Origin of the sequence: Microcoleus sp. MON1_C1 (genome assembly GCF_036701945.1) — a bacterium.
Lineage (GTDB): Bacteria > Cyanobacteriota > Cyanobacteriia > Cyanobacteriales > Microcoleaceae > Microcoleus.
On record NZ_JAUBRO010000010.1, the window covers coordinates 75,252 to 95,139 of the forward strand.

At 45.6% G+C, this 19,888-nt stretch carries 21 protein-coding genes and 1 pseudogene; 11 read left to right on the forward strand and 11 right to left on the reverse strand.

The features are described from left to right. Positions 1 to 173 precede the first annotated feature (173 nt). The gene (locus QUA62_RS07850) at positions 174 to 1,220 is read right to left on the reverse strand and encodes an ABC transporter substrate-binding protein (protein WP_333403340.1); all 1,047 of its coding nucleotides are present in this window, start codon (positions 1,218 to 1,220) and stop codon (positions 174 to 176) included. 866 nt (positions 1,221 to 2,086) lie between these two features. Between QUA62_RS07850 and QUA62_RS07855 the strand changes: the two genes are divergently transcribed. Then, positions 2,087 to 3,277 (forward strand): glycosyltransferase family 4 protein, encoded by a 1,191-nt coding sequence (locus tag QUA62_RS07855; RefSeq protein ID WP_333403341.1) that lies wholly within the window; start codon positions 2,087 to 2,089, stop codon positions 3,275 to 3,277. A gap of 106 nt (positions 3,278 to 3,383) precedes the next feature. Beyond that, on the forward strand, positions 3,384 to 3,764 hold the full coding sequence (locus tag QUA62_RS07860; protein WP_333082950.1) for a hypothetical protein: 381 nt from the start codon (positions 3,384 to 3,386) through the stop codon (positions 3,762 to 3,764). A gap of 152 nt (positions 3,765 to 3,916) precedes the next feature. Here the strand turns inward: QUA62_RS07860 and QUA62_RS07865 are convergent, their stop codons facing one another. Next, positions 3,917 to 4,165 (reverse strand): chlororespiratory reduction protein 7, encoded by a 249-nt coding sequence (locus QUA62_RS07865; protein WP_006632267.1) that lies wholly within the window; start codon positions 4,163 to 4,165, stop codon positions 3,917 to 3,919. A 297-nt stretch (positions 4,166 to 4,462) separates the two neighbouring features. Here QUA62_RS07865 and sir point away from each other — a divergent pair, with 297 nt between their 5' ends. The 4 genes from sir to QUA62_RS07885 all read left to right on the forward strand — a co-directional run bounded on the left by sir (position 4,463) and on the right by QUA62_RS07885 (position 8,778). Then, the gene (sir, locus tag QUA62_RS07870) at positions 4,463 to 6,454 is read left to right on the forward strand and encodes a sulfite reductase, ferredoxin dependent (RefSeq protein ID WP_333403342.1); all 1,992 of its coding nucleotides are present in this window, start codon (positions 4,463 to 4,465) and stop codon (positions 6,452 to 6,454) included. Between the two features lie 262 nt (positions 6,455 to 6,716). Continuing rightward, on the forward strand, positions 6,717 to 7,484 hold the full coding sequence (locus QUA62_RS07875; protein WP_333403343.1) for a 16S rRNA (uracil(1498)-N(3))-methyltransferase: 768 nt from the start codon (positions 6,717 to 6,719) through the stop codon (positions 7,482 to 7,484). A 47-nt stretch (positions 7,485 to 7,531) separates the two neighbouring features. Next, positions 7,532 to 7,972, forward strand: coding sequence for a lysozyme inhibitor LprI family protein (locus QUA62_RS07880; protein WP_333403344.1), 441 nt, complete (start codon positions 7,532 to 7,534; stop codon positions 7,970 to 7,972). A 53-nt stretch (positions 7,973 to 8,025) separates the two neighbouring features. Then, on the forward strand, positions 8,026 to 8,778 hold the full coding sequence (locus QUA62_RS07885; protein WP_333403345.1) for a PPC domain-containing protein: 753 nt from the start codon (positions 8,026 to 8,028) through the stop codon (positions 8,776 to 8,778). Between the two features lie 18 nt (positions 8,779 to 8,796). Here the strand turns inward: QUA62_RS07885 and QUA62_RS07890 are convergent, their stop codons facing one another. The 3 genes and pseudogenes from QUA62_RS07890 to QUA62_RS07900 form a co-directional block, all read right to left on the reverse strand. Beyond that, positions 8,797 to 9,021 (reverse strand): YgiT-type zinc finger protein, encoded by a 225-nt coding sequence (locus tag QUA62_RS07890; protein ID WP_333403346.1) that lies wholly within the window; start codon positions 9,019 to 9,021, stop codon positions 8,797 to 8,799. After that, a pseudogene (locus QUA62_RS07895) lies at positions 9,011 to 9,181 on the reverse strand (DUF4258 domain-containing protein); the annotation flags it as partial. The gene QUA62_RS07890 and the pseudogene QUA62_RS07895, both read right to left, overlap by 11 nt. Positions 9,182 to 9,193: 12 nt before the next feature. Beyond that, positions 9,194 to 9,334 (reverse strand): hypothetical protein, encoded by a 141-nt coding sequence (locus tag QUA62_RS07900; protein ID WP_333403347.1) that lies wholly within the window; start codon positions 9,332 to 9,334, stop codon positions 9,194 to 9,196. Between the two features lie 108 nt (positions 9,335 to 9,442). Between QUA62_RS07900 and QUA62_RS07905 the strand changes: the two genes are divergently transcribed. Then, on the forward strand, positions 9,443 to 10,600 hold the full coding sequence (locus QUA62_RS07905) for a tetratricopeptide repeat protein (protein WP_333403348.1): 1,158 nt from the start codon (positions 9,443 to 9,445) through the stop codon (positions 10,598 to 10,600). A 104-nt stretch (positions 10,601 to 10,704) separates the two neighbouring features. On the opposite strand, the gene QUA62_RS07910 is transcribed toward QUA62_RS07905, so the two are convergent. Then, positions 10,705 to 11,172 carry a hypothetical protein gene (locus QUA62_RS07910; RefSeq protein WP_333403349.1) on the reverse strand — a complete coding sequence of 156 codons (468 nt, stop codon included), beginning with the start codon at positions 11,170 to 11,172 and terminating at the stop codon, positions 10,705 to 10,707. 318 nt (positions 11,173 to 11,490) lie between these two features. Here QUA62_RS07910 and QUA62_RS07915 point away from each other — a divergent pair, with 318 nt between their 5' ends. Together QUA62_RS07915 and QUA62_RS07920 are read left to right on the forward strand one after the other, a co-directional pair. Beyond that, positions 11,491 to 12,108: an esterase/lipase family protein gene (locus QUA62_RS07915; protein ID WP_190663646.1), complete on the forward strand. Its 618-nt coding sequence runs from the start codon at positions 11,491 to 11,493 to the stop codon at positions 12,106 to 12,108. Positions 12,109 to 12,110: 2 nt separating this feature from the next. After that, positions 12,111 to 12,722 (forward strand): alpha/beta fold hydrolase, encoded by a 612-nt coding sequence (locus QUA62_RS07920; RefSeq protein WP_190663645.1) that lies wholly within the window; start codon positions 12,111 to 12,113, stop codon positions 12,720 to 12,722. Positions 12,723 to 12,911: 189 nt separating this feature from the next. On the opposite strand, the gene QUA62_RS07925 is transcribed toward QUA62_RS07920, so the two are convergent. Next, positions 12,912 to 13,343, reverse strand: a complete 432-nt coding sequence (locus tag QUA62_RS07925) for a VOC family protein (RefSeq protein WP_006632256.1) — start codon at positions 13,341 to 13,343, stop codon at positions 12,912 to 12,914. 11 nt (positions 13,344 to 13,354) lie between these two features. On the opposite strand from QUA62_RS07925, the gene QUA62_RS07930 reads away from it, so the two are divergent. Then, on the forward strand, positions 13,355 to 14,167 hold the full coding sequence (locus tag QUA62_RS07930) for a TIGR00297 family protein (RefSeq protein WP_333288766.1): 813 nt from the start codon (positions 13,355 to 13,357) through the stop codon (positions 14,165 to 14,167). A 182-nt stretch (positions 14,168 to 14,349) separates the two neighbouring features. On the opposite strand, the gene hetR is transcribed toward QUA62_RS07930, so the two are convergent. The 4 genes from hetR to QUA62_RS07950 all read right to left on the reverse strand — a co-directional run bounded on the left by hetR (position 14,350) and on the right by QUA62_RS07950 (position 19,057). Continuing rightward, positions 14,350 to 15,255: a heterocyst differentiation master regulator HetR gene (gene hetR / locus QUA62_RS07935; RefSeq protein ID WP_190663691.1), complete on the reverse strand. Its 906-nt coding sequence runs from the start codon at positions 15,253 to 15,255 to the stop codon at positions 14,350 to 14,352. An 851-nt stretch (positions 15,256 to 16,106) separates the two neighbouring features. Further along, positions 16,107 to 16,334: a heterocyst-inhibiting protein PatX gene (gene patX / locus QUA62_RS07940; RefSeq protein ID WP_333403350.1), complete on the reverse strand. Its 228-nt coding sequence runs from the start codon at positions 16,332 to 16,334 to the stop codon at positions 16,107 to 16,109. 594 nt (positions 16,335 to 16,928) lie between these two features. Then, a complete protein-coding gene (locus tag QUA62_RS07945; protein WP_333403351.1) occupies positions 16,929 to 17,156 on the reverse strand; it encodes a hypothetical protein in 228 nt (75 codons plus the stop codon). Positions 17,157 to 17,254: 98 nt separating this feature from the next. Then, positions 17,255 to 19,057: an FAD-dependent oxidoreductase gene (locus tag QUA62_RS07950; protein WP_333403352.1), complete on the reverse strand. Its 1,803-nt coding sequence runs from the start codon at positions 19,055 to 19,057 to the stop codon at positions 17,255 to 17,257. Between the two features lie 300 nt (positions 19,058 to 19,357). Between QUA62_RS07950 and cysC the strand changes: the two genes are divergently transcribed. Next, on the forward strand, positions 19,358 to 19,888 hold the full coding sequence (cysC, locus tag QUA62_RS07955) for an adenylyl-sulfate kinase (RefSeq protein WP_190656752.1): 531 nt from the start codon (positions 19,358 to 19,360) through the stop codon (positions 19,886 to 19,888).

Below are 19,888 nucleotides of genomic sequence, written 5' to 3' on the forward strand. Positions count from 1 at the left end.
CCGTAAGGAAATCTGCTTGACTATTAAACTTAGATCCCCCCTAGCCCCCCTTCTTAAGGGGGGGAGAAGATTCTTCTCAAAGTGGGTCTTCTTAAGGGGGATTTAGGGGGATCTAGACTCTGGGAAAAACGGGATTCCTCAAGGGTTTTAGTCTTAACTGGACATGAAGAAGGTCACTCGCTAGTCCAGCCTTTATGTTGATTGACGTTTTCGCGAGTAATCAGCGCGACTGGAATCAGAATGTTTGGATTGGCTGGCTTTTTTCCTTTCCGAATGTCGTTCCCGACTTCAACTGCCTTGGCTGCCATGCGAAATGGATCTTGAGCTGCTGTAGCCACAAAGAGACTGTTGTTCTGCTTGAGGGCATCTAAAGCTTCAGGTGCACCATCGACTCCCACAATAAAGAACTCGCTTCTTTGTGCCTGTTTGGCTGCTAATTCTGCACCAATGGCACAGGGGTCATTAATTGCAAAAACAGCATCAATTTTTGGGAAGGAGGTAAGCAAATCGCTCATCACTCTCAATCCGCCATCGCGGCTGCCTTCTGCGTTCTGATCTTTGGAAAGAACTTTGAGATTGGGATATTTGGAGAAGACACTCTGGCACCCCTGAACTCGCTCGACTACTGAAGCGACGGGAGGCCCGTTGATAATCACAACGCTGCCTTTTCCTTTCAAGCGATCGGCTATATATTGACAGCTTACTTCGCCAGCTTGCACGTTATTTGAAGTAACTGTCGCATCAACGCCTCCCTCGGCGGCGGTATCAACTGCAATTATCGGAATTCCGGCTTGCTTGGCTTTTTCGACAGCGGGTGCAATGCCTTTGGTGTCAGCAGCATTGAGTACAATCATGCTGACCTTAGAGGCAATAAAGTTTTCGATTTGATTAAATTGCTGATTTAAATCGTCGCCGCTGGAAACGAGAGTTGTCCTCACGTTTGCACCGCCGATTTTCTTGGCTGCGGCCTCAGCGCCCTTGCCAACTTGTACGAAGAATGGATTGCCGAGGTCGCGGACTGCTACAGCAACTGATGAAAGTTCGGAGCTGCTTGGTTGTATGCTGTTTTGAGCGTTCTGAGAAGCTGCGGTGCAACTTGCCAGAGTGCTGCTGAGTAGACTAAAAAGACTGAGTGCGATCGTTACTCGTTTCACCTCAAACTCCCATGAAGGCTCGTTTGGAGAGAGTCGCTCGTAAATATGACGTTGCCAACCTAACATTAGCTTTGTTAGGTTTAAGCTCGAATACCTAATGTTTTAGGGGAGCGGCTTTTCTTTGTACATAATTGTACGAGATCGTGTTTATTTTCGGCTCGTAAAACTTTTTCACTCTGCTCGCCCGACTACTTTTGTAAACCGAAAAGATATGAATAGTCAAACTATCTCCTCGATACCACAATAATCAACGCTACTGATTTTTTTCAATGCTTTATGAGCATTAATCTTTTTGCAAGGCGTGACCAAATTTTAGGAGAATATTTTCGACAAAATCTTTCAGAAATGGCTTTTAAAACCTGGTCGAGTCATATTAAATTTAACTCTCTATGTTGCTGATGATAACAATTAAATACTGGCTCTATATCTATCTTTGGATAGACAATACTTTTACCAAAAACTAAAGAGGCAAGACCCTCGATCAGTACCCCTTTGCTAATCTTCAGTCTGCTCGGATGCGCCGCACCAACTCAATAAATCTTAAATTTTGCTTGGGGTAGGATATTGTAAAAAATCATTAAGTTTAGAGTTAACAACGCTAGATCATAGTAAACTGAAAGCAAAGCCTCGCGCTCACAGATGCAGCCGGTTAAAAAGCCCTAGTTAAAAAGCAGATAGTCGCTCAAAACCAACGGTGAAAGTAGGCGAGTCAAATATTTTCCTGTAAAACCTGCCACTACAGTCATCATGACATGGTTTAAAAGCTCTGGATAATGGCGATCGCCCGGATTGGCAAAATCACTATAGCAATCCTTGCAGGAGTCGTAAATTTTTTACCCCACCCCAACCCTCCCCGAACTCGCGGGGAGGGAGTAAGAAATTCACAGATGATTTAGGATTGCTATATACTGCAATAATTGTCTGCGCTGTCAATGGGTAAATCTGAGATGCGATCGGCAAATCACCTATTCTGTTTCCTAGAAATATTGGCCAGCGAAGGCGGTATTCAATCCTACGTTAAAGACATTCTCAAAGCTTACCTGTCCATAGCCGCAGGGACAAACTCGCCGCCACAAGCTGAAGTTTTGCTGTTGCGAGATTCCGAAGACTGCAACAATCCTTACGAGTCAAAAAATCTGAAATTTTATTACCTCAAAACCGAAAATCCCGGCTTGGGCCGTCTTAAGTTTGCTACAGTATTACTAACTCGCTTGCTGCAAAAACGACCGCAGCGGGTTTTTTGCGGTCACATCAAACTCGCACCGCTAATTCAAATTCTGTGCCAAGCCTTGGGAATTCCCTACACAATTTTAACTTACGGCAAGGAAGTGTGGGAACCGCTTCAGCCCAAATATCAAACAGCAATGAGTAAAGCTGACAGTATTTGGACTATTAGCAGGTACACGCGCGATTCCCTACGGGATAGCTTCGCTTCACGCACTTGCGAAATTAACAACTTAAATCCCGAAAAATTCCAAATAGTGCCTTGTACTGTAGATGAAAATATATTTACCACTGGGCCGAAGCCACAGGATTTATTAGAGCAGTACAATTTGGTGGGTGCTAAAATATTGATGACTGTAGCCAGATTGCGATCGACAGATATTTACAAAGGCGTCGATGTCACCATTCAAGCTTTGCCGCAAATAGCCGAAACTTTTCCGAATGTGAAATACTTAGTTATTGGACGCGGAGACGATCGATCTAGATTAGCCAAACTCGCTGATGATTTGGGAGTTACCGAAAGAGTAATATTTGCGGGTTTTGTACCGACAGAAAATTTAGCAGCACATTACCAGTTAGCCGATGCTTATGTAATGCCCTCCCAGGAAGGCTTCGGTATAGTTTATTTGGAAGCGCTGGCTTGCGGAGTACCCGTACTCGCGGGAGACGCGGACGGGTCAGCCGATCCGCTGCAAGATGGTAAACTGGGATGGCGAGTTCCTCACCGAGATTCAGCAGCAGTAGCGCTTGCTTGTGTGGAAATGCTGCGAGGGGAAGATAAAAGGTGCGATCGCCACTGGTTGAGGGAACAAACCCTGGCAAGATTTAGTTTTGAATCCCTTTGTCAATCCTTACAAGGAATTTTTCAACCCTCTGACTCAGATAAACTTATGCCGTAGAGAGCGGTTTCTGGGTGTACAATGGGAAAATTAACTCGATCGACCGCCTGAATTTCTGAGTAGGATAGAGTTATGCCTACCTGCAAAGACACCCAAGGAGACCACCGTGAACCAAGGCACCCCCAAAATATCTTTCAAGCTACCCCGTATTAGCAATTGGTTGATACTGCTGGGCATCGCCTGTTTGTTGGTGTCAATTGGTTTGGGTTGGATAGTTAAATCAGTGTTGATTCTAGTAGCTTTTTTGTTGCTGACGCCTGTGGTCGCATTTTTCGCGCTTCAGTGGTGGCTGAAACGCAATTTAATTGAGGACAATTGTCCAGTTTGTCAATACGAATTTACAGCTTTAAATCAAACTCAGTTTCAGTGTGCCAACTGCGGCGAACCTCTGAAAATAGAGGAAGGTCATTTTAGTCGCTTGACACCGCCCGGTACGATCGATGTTACCGCCGTTGAAGTATCCTCGGTTCAACAGTTAGAAGATTAATTAGAAAGAATAGGGCATTGGGCATTGGGCATTGGGCATTAGTTGGTTTTTATTGGTTATTTGTTACTTGTTAGCTGTTATTTTTTATTTGTTACTTGTTACTTGTTGGTTCTAATAACCAATGCCCTATGCGCGATGCCCTATTTCCCAAATTACTTTTCCAAGCGTACTGCATACCACTGCAAATATTTTCCCTGCCCGACATCTAATTCACAATAAGTATCAATTAAATACTTGGCTTGAGCTTCCACGCCAGATATTTTATGCACGTCCTGCGGCAAATCTTCGTGTTCCTCGGCTAACACGGCTTTCAGCTTTTCTAACAGTTCCGCCGCAGTCAAAAACTGCTCTGGCTGGTTTGTTTCTAAGACCACAAACGTGTCTTCGTCATACAGTGACATAGTTTAAAAGGTTGAGGTTAATTATTTCTAAAGTTTCGTACACTTAAGCGAGCGAAAGTATAAACTCTTAATTACAATTTTCCAGCCCCGGCTCGATCGTGTTACAATTAGCACCATCAGAATTCCTAGCGGATTACCGTTATTAACTTACTTGTTAACTTAGTTGTTAACCGAGTTCTCAACAGATCCGACACAGCATTTCTGAGGAGATTTGTCAAGTGCAAATTTGTCAAGTGTCCAATTGTCAAGAAATATTCGATCGGCTGTATCTAATTATAACTGGCACTATACATTCCCATGATCACATCTTCCACTTCAACCCCTGTTGCGCGCAAGCCCTCTAAATCAGAAGGTCTCAAAGAACGCAGCAACTATTTACGAGAACCCGTTGCGACTGAACTGTTACAAGAAACTACCCACTTCACCGAAGAGGGGCTTCAGATTCTCAAATTTCACGGCTCGTACCAGCAAGACAACCGCGACAATCGAGTTAAAGGACAAGAAAAAGATTATCAGTTCATGCTCCGCACCCGCAATCCCGGCGGGTTCACTCCGCCGCAATTATACCTAGCCTTAGACAAGGTATCTGAAGAATACGGCAACCACACGCTCCGCGTCACAACGCGCCAAGGTTTCCAACTTCACGGCGTGTTGAAAAAAAATCTTAAAGCAGTGTTTTCCTCAATTATTAAAAATATGGGGTCAACCTTGGGAGCTTGCGGCGACTTGAACCGCAACATCATGGCACCTCCAGCACCGTACAAAAATCGCCCAGAATACCAGTATGCGCTGCAATACGCTAACAATGTCGCCGATTTGCTGACACCGCAAACCGGTGCTTATTATGAAATTTGGTTGGACGGCGAAAAAGCTGTTTCGGCCGAGGAAGACCCCGCAGTGAAGGCCGCGAGACAGAAAAACGGCAACGGCACAATCTTTAGCGACGACAAAGAAGAACCGATTTACGGCAGCCATTATATGCCGCGGAAGTTCAAGTGTTCCGTTACCGTACCCGGAGACAATTCAATTGACTTGTACTCTCAGGATTTGAGCTTGGTGGTAATTACCAATGAAGCTGGCGAGTTGCAAGGTTTTGACGTGTTTGCTGGCGGCGGTTTGGGCCGCACTCACAATAAAGAAGAGACTTTTGCGCGGGTTGCGGATGAGATTTGCTATGTTGCCAAGGATGATGTTTACGATTTGGTCAAGGCCATTGTAGCAACCCAAAGAGATTACGGCGATCGCACAGACAGACGGCACGCGCGGCTGAAGTACCTGATTAACGACAAAGGCGTACAGTGGTTCCGCGAAAAAGTAGCCGAATATTTTGGCAAGCCGCTAGAAGCCTTTAAACCGCTGCCTGAGTGGAAGTATTTTGATTTCTTGGGCTGGAATGACCAAGGAGACGGCAAGCTGTTTGTCGGCATTTCTGTGGATAATGGCCGGATTAAGGATGAAGGTTCATTTCAGCTAAAAACAGCTTTGCGGGAAATTGTGCAGAAGTACAACTTGCCGATACTGGCGACGCCACACCAAAACGTGCTGATTTACGATATTTCGCCGGATATTAAAGAAGAAATTCAGGGAATACTCGATCGATGCGGCATTCAGCGGGAAACTGCGATCGATCCATTGGTGCGCTATGGGATGGCGTGTCCAGCCATGCCGACTTGCGGGTTAGCGATTACCGAATCTGAGCGCGTGATGCCGAGCATTTTAGAGCGGATTCGCGCACTTTTGACCAAAGTTGGCTTGCAAGACGAGCATTTGGTGGTGCGGATGACTGGTTGCCCAAATGGATGCGCCCGCCCTTATATGGCAGAATTGGGGTTTGTCGGGAGTTCGCCGGAATCCTACCAGATTTGGCTGGGCGGTTCTCCCGAACAAACGCGGCTGGCAAAACCAATTGAGGAAAAGCTGCACGTCAATGATTTTGAAGCTTTTCTGGAGCCGATTTTTGTTTATTTCAAGCAAAAACGGCAACTGAAGGAGAGTTTTGGCAATTTTTGCGATCGCGTCGGGTTAGAATCTATCCGTCAATTTGTAACCAACTACCAATCTGCTGACTCGATGACAACTGAGATAAATGAATTAGAAGTTACGTCTAGTAACGATGACGGGAACGACGCTGCCACTGCTACCGGTGGCAAAGTCCGCCGTCGAATTAGCGTCCGCGATGAAATCTACAACGAGCTCAAGGAAGAAGCAGCCCGTCAGGGCAAGCCGATTACACAACTAGCTACAGAGGCGATTTCAACTTATTTAAAAAAGATTAAGGAGGAAGCATAAGCCGATTTTAAATTTGCGCTTTGTGATTTTCGATTGTATTCAATAGACTTCGGGCAACAATAATATAAAGGCAGAGCATTTGCAGAAAAAAACTTGAATTTGTAAAATAATTCCGGTTGTAGATGCTTTGCCTTTATTGTTTTTTGAACTGTTGAAGCCCCGCCTGCCTATCTCTTCTCATTCTCTCTTCCTCTGCGTTCTCTGCGTTCTCTGCGGTTAAATAAAAAAAATCTCTAATAGAAAACGAACAATCCCAAATTCAATGCCTCAATTACAAAGATTAGCAGTTACTGCCGCTCAAATTTGCGATCGCAAAATCGACTTAACTAGGGAACAGCAGCATTATTTAAATCGAGTGCTACGTTTGCAAGGGGGCGATCGATTTATTGCGATGGACGGTCGAGGGCATTGGTGGTTAGCAGTCCTAGAAGCCCAGGAAACAGGGTTATTTGCCTCCATAACCGAGGAGATTGCTGTGAATAGGGAGCTACCAGTTGAAGTCACTTTGATGGCGGCTTTGCCCAAGGGAAACGGCTTTGACGAGGTTGTGAGGCAGGCGACGGAGTTGGGTGTGGCAAGTATTGTGCCGGTAACGAGCGATCGAACTTTGCTCAAACCAAGCGATCAAAAAGTTGAGCGGTGGAGAAGAATTGCTGCGGAGGCGGCGGAACAGTCGGAACGTCAAATTGTGCCGACGATTTTAGAGCCTGTTTCGTTTGATGTTGCTGTCAAAGATTGCGGTCAAAAATATCGATTTATTTGTGTGGCTCGCGGGGACAATCGGCATTTGTGGGATTGTTTAGCCGCTTTGGCTCCCCCCCAGTCCCCCTTAATAAAGCGGGAGCAAGATGGGGGAGAATTATCGATTGTCATAGCTATTGGCCCGGAGGGTGGATGGACTGAGGGTGAGGTGAAAAGGGCGATAGAATTTGGTTTTGAAGCTGTTTCTTTGGGGAGTAGAATTCTGAGAGCGGTGACAGCACCGATTGTGGCTTTATCTTTAGTTGGCGCGGCATTTGAGAAGTGCTAATATCAACAAATAACAAAGAATTCATCAGATAGGTGGGTTGACGGGCAATGAAAATAGAGTTGAGGAAAGGTCGATCGCTCTTTTGGTCGATTCCCTACGGGATAGCTTCGCTTCACGCGCTTTTGGCAATTTTCGGTACAACATCAGTTTCTGCACAATCTCCGATTTTTCCCATTGCTCAACAGATTAATTGCGATCGCCCCCAAGGAGATGCACAAGTCAGAACTTGTATTCGGTTGAATTACGAAGCCTCGGATAAACGACTAAACGAGGTTTACAAACAACTGATTTCCCAATTGAGTGGCGAAGAGCGGGCGCTACTTTCCGAAGCCCAATTAGGGTGGATTAACTTAAGAGATAAAACCTGTGAATTTGAAGTTTATAAAAATCGTGGCGGTACGGGTTATGGAGGTTTCCTCAGTGAATGTTTGGATCGCATGACTAAACAGCGTACTGCGGAATTAGAAAACTATTTAAAAAAAAGGTAAAATAGGAAGTACACCGTAAAACACCTGACAAGAATAAAGATAAACAAGTATTTATGAAAAGCCGATCGCCCTTCACCCTCACCCTCACCATCATCTCAGCAATTGTAAGCACCACCGTACCAGCAGTTTTCGCCCAGCGACAGCCATCAGCCAACGAAATATACATCGATAAAAATTGCCAGCGCAACCAGCAACTACCGCAACTTGAAAGATTCACTATCTTTAGCAGAAACGAATTTACAACTAACGGTCAAAACTACTGGTTCTACGCCGCCCGCTATCAAGATGGAGGCGTACTTCTCTGTATATCGAAACCAAATTTTAATCAACCAAAACCTATAAAGGAACAAAAAATACAAGCCAATTTTATTGACAAAATAGTCCGAGATATCAACAGCAAAACAGCTTTTATCATCGTAGTCCGAGAAGGAAATGGCCCCGAAGCACCCGTGACCAATTACGGCTTAGAATTGAGCAATGTCGATCGACCAAAACTCACCTCCCTTTCCATCCTACAGCAGCGGGGAACTCTCAAAGACGGCGAGCCCAGTGAACACACATTTCAAGGACGGGCCGGTCAATCTATTACGATCGACCTCAAAAGCAGAGCATTCGACCACAACATAACACTGTTCGACACCAGCGGCAAAAATATTGCCCAAACAACAGGTAACTCCCAGAATCGCCGAGAGTCTAAACTCAGCGTAAAATTGCCTAGTAACGGCACTTATAAAATAGTTGTTAAAGGAGGCGATCGCACAAGCAAAGGTTCCTACACCTTAAGCATTAATTCCAACCACTTCTAACTAAATTTAAACCAACCGCTAGGCAAACTCAAAAACAGGTGTTTCAATCACCCTAATAGGCTTTCTATCTTCCGAAATCATTTTCTGCAACTGTTCCACAGTTTCAGGTGAAAAAAATCGCTCTCCAGTTTCCAAACACACTCTAGCAGGAACATTTTCAATAATAATAAACTTACCCTTGATTTCAAGGGTAGAATTTACTTTTTGTTCCACCATTGTTTCTTGCCAAATATCATTGTTCATTTTGATTTATCCTTAACTTAAAATCAATCCAAATTTTCGGCTCTGGTTCGTATAAAGTAATGATTTTTACCAAAGGACGAGATGGATAACTGCACTGAACGTGCAAAGGTCTATTGGAAAGGGTGAAGCCGAAAATCAAACAGCTTGGGCCATATTTGTCATCGGGATACTCTTAGATAACTTCACCAGCCATTATTGCTTCCCGGAGTTCTTGTACCCTGATACGGCGAACTATGCTTTGGTTTACTGCGTGTTGTGAAAGCTCAAAATCATTTTTTACAATTTTGACACGTATTTTTTCAATGATTGTCATAGTTTCATATCATATCTATAACTTAACACAAGAGCCAAAATTGTTAACCAGTGGCGGAACCAACCAAACATCAGCCAAGATAGAAACAACGCCATTCCCGCAACCGCCATGACAGACATCAACCAAATAGCCGCCGCCCTAGAAGGTAAAGACTACAAACAAGCTGCCCAACTCATCAAACAACTACAAAAAGAATCCCCCGAAAATCCGTGGGTACAATACTATATCGCCCGCTACTACGAACTCACCAACAATCTCGAAAAAGCCCAAACAACCTACAAACAAATACTCCGCGACATCACCAACGCCAAAATCGTCTCCCAGACCCGCCAAGCTATTCAACGGATTGAAACCGCACAACAAAACCTCCGCCAACAAGCCATAGAAACCGCCAAAAACGACCCCAGCAACCTCGAACCCGGACTCCTCATCCTCGAACCAGTTAGCCCCGAAAAAAAACCCGCAGCCATTCAAAATATCAGCAGAATCTTTAAAATCGACGCCTACACAACCCGGATGCAAATCCAAAGCCGCGGCTGGAGACTCTACAAAACTGGCCCCATCGCCGAACTCCGAATTTACGGTCAAGAACTCCTCAAAGCCGGCATTCCCGTATTTTGGGCAACCCTAAGCGATATTCAAAAAATCCAAATCTTCCGAGTGCAACACTTCCAGTCTCTCTCTTCCCCAGCCGTTGTTTGCAAAGATAAATTAGATCGACTCGGTGCGATCGAATTTAACTGGTCAGAAGTTACCCAAAGAGTAGAAGGCTTGTTGCCCATGTTCATCGAAGTCATGGACTACTCCCCCAACCGAAGAAAGGAGCAATTTCGCCACAGAGAAATCAGGCAAGATTACGCTCAAATCTGTGACTTACACATTCCCAGCAGAAACTGCATTCTGCGAATTTGCGACCAAAGTTACGAATTTCAACAAGGAGTTGACTTCACCAAAGCTTCTGCTGATATCCCCACTTCACCGAACCCGAAAAACAAAACATCCAGAGTCAAAAACTCTCAACAGCTTCCTCAAAGTACCACCCGAATTAACTGGAATAACTTACTGGAAATATTCGATCGCCAGCTTGACGTTACAGTTTGGTCAGAATTTACACCATTTGCCGAGACAGTGCTCGATTACACTAATATGTTGAGCAAGATCGAATCTCATATAGAAGTCGAGCGCAAATCCGAAAGTCCTTGGGACTCAGCTTTTCAGCTATACAGCGGATTAGCCTTCCTCAGAAACCCAGAAAATAGGGAATAGAACAAAGAGTTAAAATTAAAAATGAGGAATCCCATTTTTAATTTGTTAACGCCAGCATTGGGAATTATCCCATGCCAAATTCCCTATTATAAATTCCAAATTTCCTACTTCGTTTTCACCTGACGGGCCATTTCCCGGAAATTGTTCATGCTGGGGCCAGGGGTTCGACGACTTCCATTTGGTGTCGGCATTAAATTATTAGGAGCAAAAGTGCGATTGGCTTCAGCTTGACTCGGCACTTTCCCGTTAGTTGCAGCAGCAGGTATCTTAGCGGGTTCCGCATTATTAGCAGGAGCGGTAGCGACTGGTTCCTTTTCTTTCTTAGACTTTTTCTCTACCTTAGCCTTTTTAGCTGGTTCAGACTTCTCAGGCTTGTCAGACTTCTCAGACTTAACAGGCTCAACTTTTGCCGGGGCGATCGCAACAGGCTCAGCCTTCGCCGGCGCAACTTTTGCTGGTTCCTTAGCTCCAGATTCGCCCAAATCTAGGAAATATTCAGACTTTTTCAAGCCCAACAGTCTGCCGAAAAAGCCGAAAATACCGCCGAAGAAATTTGTGATAAAACCAAACATTAGACTTACTCCTTTTGTTCTTTTAGAGAAATTTGTACAAGCTTGTCAACAAAGTTAGATTACGAGCTAGGGCAACCTTTGTCTACATTTATTCATCAAAATTTACATTTGCCTATATCTAAGCTACCTCATCAAAGGAAATTTTAGGTATGAATACTCACCGTGCTTTGCACTTATTTACAAAGTATCTCAGAATTTGTTAGGGATTCCCACTCATTGCCTATCGTACCTCGATCCGATTGGCTAGCTGTCCTAGTACGGGTCACACTCCCTAGGGGAGTGATTTATGCTTTAATCACCAAGCAATTTTCCAGCAAAATGAACAGTTCGCTCGATCGCAATCCCGTCATCCTCATACACGGCATCTGGGACACAAAGATTATTTTCAGCAAAATGTCCGCCCGCCTCACCGAACTCGGATGGTCAGTCCACAGCCTCAACCTCACCCCCAACGACGGCAGCCTCGGCCTTGACTTACTGGCCAAGCAACTCGCAGACTACATCTCTGAAACCTTCGATCCAGAACAGCCTTTAGACATAGTAGGCTACAGCATGGGCGGCATCGTCAGTCGCTACTACGTCCAGCGACTCGGAGGAATCAACCGCGTACAGCGTTTCATCACCCTATCTTCCCCCCACCACGGCACCCTCACCGCCTATTCCCTACGCCTACCAGGATACCTGGATATGCGGCCCGATAGTGGCTTGCTGCGCGATTTAAATCAAGATGTCACAATGCTCAAACGCATAAACTTTACATCAATGTGGACGCCATTTGACATGATGATTGTACCGGCGAACAGCTCCCAAATGCCAGTAGGTAAAGAAGTTAAAGTTAACGTTTTGTTGCACCGCCAAATGGTGACAGAACCCCTAAGTATTAACGCAATAGTTGAAGAGCTCAAAGCACCTATTGAAAATAAAATTCCTACTTAAAAATGAATAGCAATTTCAGCCGCAACCCAGTCTTGCTCATTCACGGAATCTTCCGAAAATCGGGAATTTTTTACAAAATGTCTGCCTACCTCACCCAACTGGGATGGTCAGTCTATACCCTCAATCTCTCGCCCCATTGGGGCAACGCCAGCATAGACGAATTAGCCCAACAAATAGCAGATTATATAGACAAAACCTTTGCGCCCGCACAGCATCTAGATATAGTAGGATTGAGCATGGGCGGTTTAGTAACTCGCTACTACCTGCAAAGGTTAGGTGGCATTAACCGAGTGCAGCGCTTTATTGCCATATCTTCTCCTCACAGTGGTACTTGGATGGCTTACACTCTCTGGGGAAAAGGCTGCGTCCAAATGCGTCCTGGCAGTGCTTTTCTGGAAGATTTAAATCGAGATGCTGCCTTGTTGGAAAAGCTCAATTTTACTTCGATTTGGACAGATTGGGATTTCATCATCGTACCTGCTTCTAGTTCCCAAATATCTGCTGCCAAAGAAGTAAAATTGTCTGTTTTCGCCCATGCCATGATGGCGAGGCATTCCAGCAGTTTAAAAGCTGTGGCTGAAGCATTGTCAGAACCATTGAAAATTAATAATTAACTTGTAGTGTACGTCAGCAGATACTTTTTATTAAAATAAGCTGTCCGGTATCTAAATTGTATTTTTGGGGCGGGCGGGACGCCCAACCCCTACTCCCCACAAGAATTTCATCACAGTGGAGCCAATTCTTCAATCTAAAATTTAAAATCTAAAATCTAAAATCGACTGACGCACCGTGAGAGGCTACTACTAAACTGTATCGCCAACTTCAGCGTATTCGCTGCGACCAAAAATTGCTTCAGCTTCACAATAATACTTGAACTCAAGTATATTGTGGAAAGGGTCTTCTAAGAAGAAAGTACGGTGTTCTGTAGGCAAACCGACAAATCGCCGTCTCGGTTCTTGATAGAAATTTAAGTTGTTTTGCTGGGCTTTCTCTAACAACGCTTCCCAGTCAGCTTCAGAAGTAAAAATTAACCCGAAATGCCGGGGATAGATGCCTCGCTGAGGCGTCAAAGGTTCGCGGCTGACGTGGGCGACAATTTGATGACCGCACAAACCCATAATCGCAGAATTAGGCGATTCGCGGCCTAGTTCGCAGCCGAGCCCGTCTACGTAGAACGCTTTGGTTTGGGCAATATCGGTCACAGGGAAGGCAAGATGAAATAAGACTTGGTTCATGGAGGTACTAAATGCAGAATTCAGAATTGTTCTTTAATTATTTATCTTGGTCTAATCCTTGGTTGATGGCGATCGCCCTAAATACAGTTTTACTCGCGATCGCCACCATTGCTCCTAAAAAATTGCTCACTCCCGCTGGCCAATTTCACGGCTGGGTATTGGGCGTGCTCATCTGGGGCTGTTTGGGATGGCAAGGCTATGCTGTGGTGATGTTTTACTTTCTTGTCGGATCGGGAGTTACCCGCATTGGCAAAGCCCAAAAAGAAGCAGAAGGCATAGCCGAAAAGCGTTCAGGCGCCAGAGGCCCAGAAAATGTCTGGGGTTCGGCTTTAACCGCGACTCTTTGCGCTTTGGGAGTTTTGGCATTATCTATTTTAGGAGATACAGGCAAAATGTCTGTGCCACAAGATGCTATTTCCCTGTTATTGCTGGGTTACGCGGCGAGTTTTTGCACCAAACTTTCGGATACCAGCGCCAGCGAAATCGGCAAAGCTTACGGGAAGCGGACTTTTTTGATTACCAGCTTGCAGCCTGTACCTAGGGGTACGGAAGGGGCCGTAAGTTTGGAAGGAACGATCGCAGGTATTGTCGGCTCAATTTTGATCGCACTTTTGAGTTGGGCCGTCGGTTTAATTGACTTGACAGGAATAGTTTTTTGTGTTATAGCAGCTTTTATTGCCACGAACATCGAGAGCGTCATTGGGGCGACGGTGCAATCACAGTTTGAGTGGCTGACGAACGAGGTGGTAAATTTTTTTAATACGCTCATAGGAGCGATCGCAGCGATTATTTTAGCGGCGACCTGGAGAGCTTTTTTAGCTTAGTTAATCTTGGACGCATTCGCGACCCAAGAAACCGGGTTTGTTACGAGAATTCAAGACCTTAACGCAGTATTTTTCCAGAGAAACCCGGTTTCTGCCTCGCGAGTTATTAGCTATTAATCATTAGTCATTAGTCATTAGTCTCAAGCAATCAACTCATGACTAATGATTAATAGTTAATCAAACTAAGCGTCGTCTTGCGGCCCAAAAACCATTTGTAAAATCATCGTCGGTTCGCCCCGCTTGTGATAGCGATCGGCCCAATTGCGAATAATTTCATCTAATTCCTCAAGGGCTTGGTCGAGGCGTTCCGGCGGAATATCCAAAGTCTCCATAATTCGCATCACCCTCGGTTGTTTTTCCGCCCAATCCTTCATCAGCCGGAAATATCTAGCCGTATCCTCCACCATAGTAAATGTTCGCTCTTCCTGCTCTGCGGGAGAGTAAGTAGCGCGGGTGAGGGCATAAAAGGGCATTCCCCAAGGAGAATCAATGCGAGTTACTGTCCCAGAATAGATCAAGCGCCGCTTAATGTGTTCTGCTAGAGCTTCGCTCAAAGGCATTCGCCTTTCTGGAGACATATCTTCTTGCGATCGCCTGTGCAGAAACTCGATCAACTCCATAAACTGAAAAGAATTGATCAGTTGAGCGTCTGGCGGATTAGGAGGGATCTTGCTTTCGAGATATTTTTTTTCATCTACAGTCAAATTGTTTCCCGGAATGCGAGGGCGTCCCGGCATCCAACCATACTGTTCCAACCAGACATAAGGAAACTGAATCAAATATCTAGGTTCTTGGGAACCCAACATTTTCAGCAATTTTCCCTGAGTCAGAGCTTCCCGGACTTCCTCAACAATCACCTTCACCCGTTTAGGCTCAATGTGATGCAAGTGCCCAGTCATCCGCAGGTTGTTGTCCTGCTCCATATAAGTCATATAAATGGCACACTTAGCCGCCGTTGCAGCCGCGTCTAGAAACGCCCCGTGCCTGTGCCCACTGGTTCTCATGGCGCTAAACGCCAGATATAGCATGATCTGATCCATTGCACTAGGGCTGAGGCTTTTGACCAGATCCAAAGAGTCATTTTTCATCACTATCCCCGAAATAGCCAAATTAGGAGGCATTTTGTCGTCCTCCATTAAATTATTGCGAGAGCGCCGAATCAAGCATAGCCGACTGTCGCCGGAAAGCTTGCCAGCTACCCTAATATTCAGGTTAGTTAATTTCCCTGAGGTAACAGGGGCATGGGCTTAAAGGCTATCCACACCGCATAAGTGGTTCTTATTGGTGGCCAATTTAAGTAGATTGCTGCACCCTCTGCGCTGACAGTTTACCTATATATAAGTTAGTTATCGCAAGTTAATTATAGTGCAGGGGTTGAAAATTAAACCGTACTTTGGGCGGGGAGAAGGTAAATAACTGTTGCGCTCCCAGGAATCTGAGGCGACTCCGAGCCCCTAATTCTTGAATAGTCATGGATGCCGAAACCTGGTTTGATCAACTAAAATAAGGCTGTTGCATAATTGCGCGAAAATTTTGATGGTTTTGTGGGATGGACTCTCCTAGGCCGTCCGCTTTATTTTCACAGCAGGCGGGACACCCCACAAGAATCCTCCTCAAATTGTGCAATGCCAAAATAAGGCGTGGAGGGCGAGGGATATCGGTGGAAAAACCCAGATGATCAGAGGCCTGTGGTTAGTTCCTGTTTAATTGAAGCGCTTTCAATACAAAACCGCCACCTACTAGAATCTATCTCTAGGTAGATGGCGGTTCCCCGTTTATATGCTAAAATTTATCAAAAAAAATAATCTCCTCAGAACTGTCCACAAAAAGTGCAGTTGTCGCTTAACCTGAAAAAATAGAATCCCAGAAAATCCGATCGCGCGATCGAATGAACGGCCCAAAGCAACTCAGTTGTGGTCATCACTTGCGTCCAGTGCCATTAGAAATCTTGTAGCGGATGAGTGTAAACAGTAGGCTCAGTAAGATTCCTGCGTCCGCCGCCCTTCTCTGGACTGCGCTCGCGCTTTTGTTGAGTTTGGGCTGACAACATATATTGGGCGGTGGCAGTTTCGACCATGGGGAGTGAAGATTCTAAAGCTTGAGCGGCGCTGGCACTCAAGGTAATGCCCAACAGGCTCAGTAAAGCAATTGCAGTGTAGGTTTTCATGGGTAGTATTAGTCTCAGTATCTATTTAGAGATACGACATTTACCCAGCCTGATCAGGATAAATTTCCCTGAAATTATCAAACTATAGAATCAGGAATCAGGAATCAGGAATCAGAAGGAAAAAGAAAGAAGGAATCAGGCTTTAGTTAAGCTATCGCGCATTTAAATTGTCTCCTACAATCTTTGTATAAAAAGCGGAAAATTATCTTTCCCTCTCCCTTTGTCAAGCTCACCTCCTCCCGAAGCAACAGACACTTTAGATGCGTAGCATCTGATCTATGAGAGCAGTCACAAGTCGATGTAAAATGGAATAAAATCTCTGGCTTCAGTAATAAAAAAATTCCTAATTGCACTACCCAGACGGTTGCAATAATATACAAAACCGCCAAATACAAGATTCAATCTCTCGATAGATGGCGGTTTAAGGTTTATATGCTATCATCACTCACATAAAAGAAGAGCCTAATGACTGTAAACAAGAAATGCAGTTGCCTTGGAAACCTGAAAAACTAGCATCCCAGAAAATCAAATTGAGCGCTAGACACGGGCGGCAGAAACTAACTCAATAACGGAAATCGCTTTCGTCCAATGTCATTAAAATGCTTGTAGTTGATGAGTGTAAAGATTAGGCTCAATGAACTCTCGGCGTCCGCTGCCTCTTTCTGGAGAACGATCGCCCTTTTGTTCGGTATGGGCGGATAAAATGTATGGATATGTGGCAACTTCGAGCAGTCCGACGAGGGATTCAAAGGCTCGAACGACAGTGGCGCTCAAAGTAACGCCCAAAAGACTGTGTAAAGCAATTGGTGTGTAAGTTTGCATGGGGTTAGTATCCGTGTCATTGTCTATTAACTGATACGGACTCTCCCCGATCGATCAGGATAAATTTCTGTGAAATTTTCGGATCTCTGCAAAAAACCTTACCTCTTCAATTCTACGGATTCCGCCAGCAGCCAAGCACCTGCGGAATTCAGCCTGCCCCACACTGTCAGAGGCTTTTCGGTTTCACAACTCTGTAAAAATCTGTCGGTTTCCGAGTCCAAAGTCACGAGTTGCCAGGTTTGACCGGCTACAGATACGGGACTTGTCAGCGTTAGTGTCCAGTCTTGTTCGCCGAGGCGACGGAAAATGCCCGAAAACTCGCTGTGGGTATTTGCTGTTTGACTGCTTGGTTTCTCTACTGACTGCTGACATTCGCCGCTGGCGGGATATGCTTCAGGCCGATCGAGATAATAGCGTTGCCAGTCGAGCCAGTCCGATCGATCCCGTGTCAAATTAAATAAGGGAATAACTGCCGCACTCGCCTCGGAATCTTGCAGCAAAGCTTCCTGCAAAACTCTCACCGGCAAATCGCGCGGCTGACATCCAGATTCCGCGCACAAAGCCGCCGCCATCCCCGCCGCCTGTCCAATATTCATTACCGTCGGCTGCAAGCGAGTTGCACCGTTAGCGATGTGAGAAACGGAAATATTTTTTTCGCAGACTAGCAAACCGTCTGTACTCGCAGGAATTAGGGCGCTGTAAGGAATGGTAAACGGAGTTCCCGTCCAGCGGCCGCCCCAGCGAATGGATTTGGGCTGCAAGGGAATATCGCCACTGCGGTAGTGGTGGTCATTGGCATAGTTGCCGATAGCCACCGCTTCGCAAATTCCCTCGGCATTGATGGGCAACTTTGCGACTCTTCCGCCGGCAATAGGCAAAATATCTTGTTCTATGACTGTACTTATCCCTCGCAAGCGCCGACTTTCTCGGTAGTAAGGATGTAAGGCGAAAGCACCAAGAAGGGAAGAATTGTGTGGATTTTCGATCGTTGAAATGGGGAAAATATTCTGTGCTAGGCCGTAGCGGGGGCCGAGTTGCGTTTGAATGAAGCGGGCGAAACTTTGAGTATGCCAGAGACTTTCTTGCAGGAATTCTTGTCGAGATGCTTCAGATTTAATGAGTCGATCGACCCCTTCACCATAATCATTACCTCGAATCGGCCAATTAATCATCAACAATCCCCCTGGCAGCCTGCCGTAATTGAGAAATTGTTCGGGAGTGTAACCGTCCCAAGCACCGAGAAATCGATCGGGATTGTCAACTGGCGGCGCGGGAATTTCTGGCGCAAGCGCACCTTTACCAAAATCCTGCATGATGGCCACCCAAGTCGGAGCTTGCACCGAATAGCTCTCTGTGAGAGTATTAGACGCAGCCGGCGCGCTGGGTTCTCCCCACTCGGCTTGGAATTCCCAACCCCAGCGGTGCCCAACCTCCGCTAAAGCCAGCAAATCTCCCAATTCCGTTGCATCTAAAGTGATTTTGGCGGAAACCGTAAAATCTGCAAACCGAACGCCAGAAATGCGATCTCCTTCATACAGCACATCTTGAGCTTTTTGTCCAGAAATCCAGCGCAAGTTCGGCAAACATTTAACCCAATCAGCGAAAATTTCAGCACCGGTGCGGGGATCGTAAGTAAAAAAACTGACCCACCCCCAATCCAAGCCTCCCGGCTGTCGCTGCTGGAGTTCCCGGAGAAACGCGCCCCACAAACCGGTTTGAAAAGCTGCTAATTCATTGCCATCGGGGGCCGAAACGCCAGCGGAAGTCAGCATTCCTCCCAGCCAGGGGAATTCGCTTACTAAAATAGTTTTGGCACCTCGGCGGGCTGCTTGGACGGCTGCAGCGGTGCCGCCGGTGCCGCCACCGACTACCAAAACATCTGCTTTTAAGACCGAAGACATGGGCAATACCATTTTAGATTTTAGATTAAGGTGATGAGTGCGCTAGGGATAGATGTTCGGCGTTGGCGATCGCGAAGTGAATTTTAGTGTGTAAAGACTTGACAAATAATAAATCGGGAATTATGCAGCGCTCACACAATTTTGTTACTAAATGACCGCAGGAGCGATCGCAACTTTTGATTTCTCATTGTGTGCGCGCAAATATTGGCAATTTGACACCGCGAATAACGATAATAGAAAAAAGGGAACAGCATCTATAAAGTTTTACGTCTTAAAAGTTTCCGAGTTACTAATAAACAACTGAAAATGGAAAAAGGTTTTATTTTGTGGTTCACCGGGCTGAGCGGTTCCGGCAAGACAACTATCACCAAAGCTCTCGAACCCGAATTGAAGGCAAGAGGTTGCAAAGTTGAAATATTGGATGGAGATGTCGTTCGCACCAACTTGTCAAAAGGTTTGGGATTTAGCCAAGAAGACCGAGATACTAATATTCGGCGGATTGGATTTGTCGCTCACCTGCTGAGCCGCAATGGAGTAGCCGTAATGACTGCAGCTATTAGCCCCTACAGAGCAATTCGCGACGAAATTAGAGCAATGGAGCCCAATTTTGTTGAAGTATATATCACAGCGCCGTTAGAAGTGTGCGAAGGTCGCGATGTCAAGGGCCTGTACGCTAAGGCCAGAGCAGGAGAAATTAAGGGTTTTACGGGAATTGACGATCCTTATGAAGAACCGCTCAATCCTGAGATTATTTGTTACACAGAGCGAGAAAGTGTGGAAGAGAGTGTTAAAAAAGTTCTAAGCAAGTTAGAAGAGTTGGGTTACATTTGA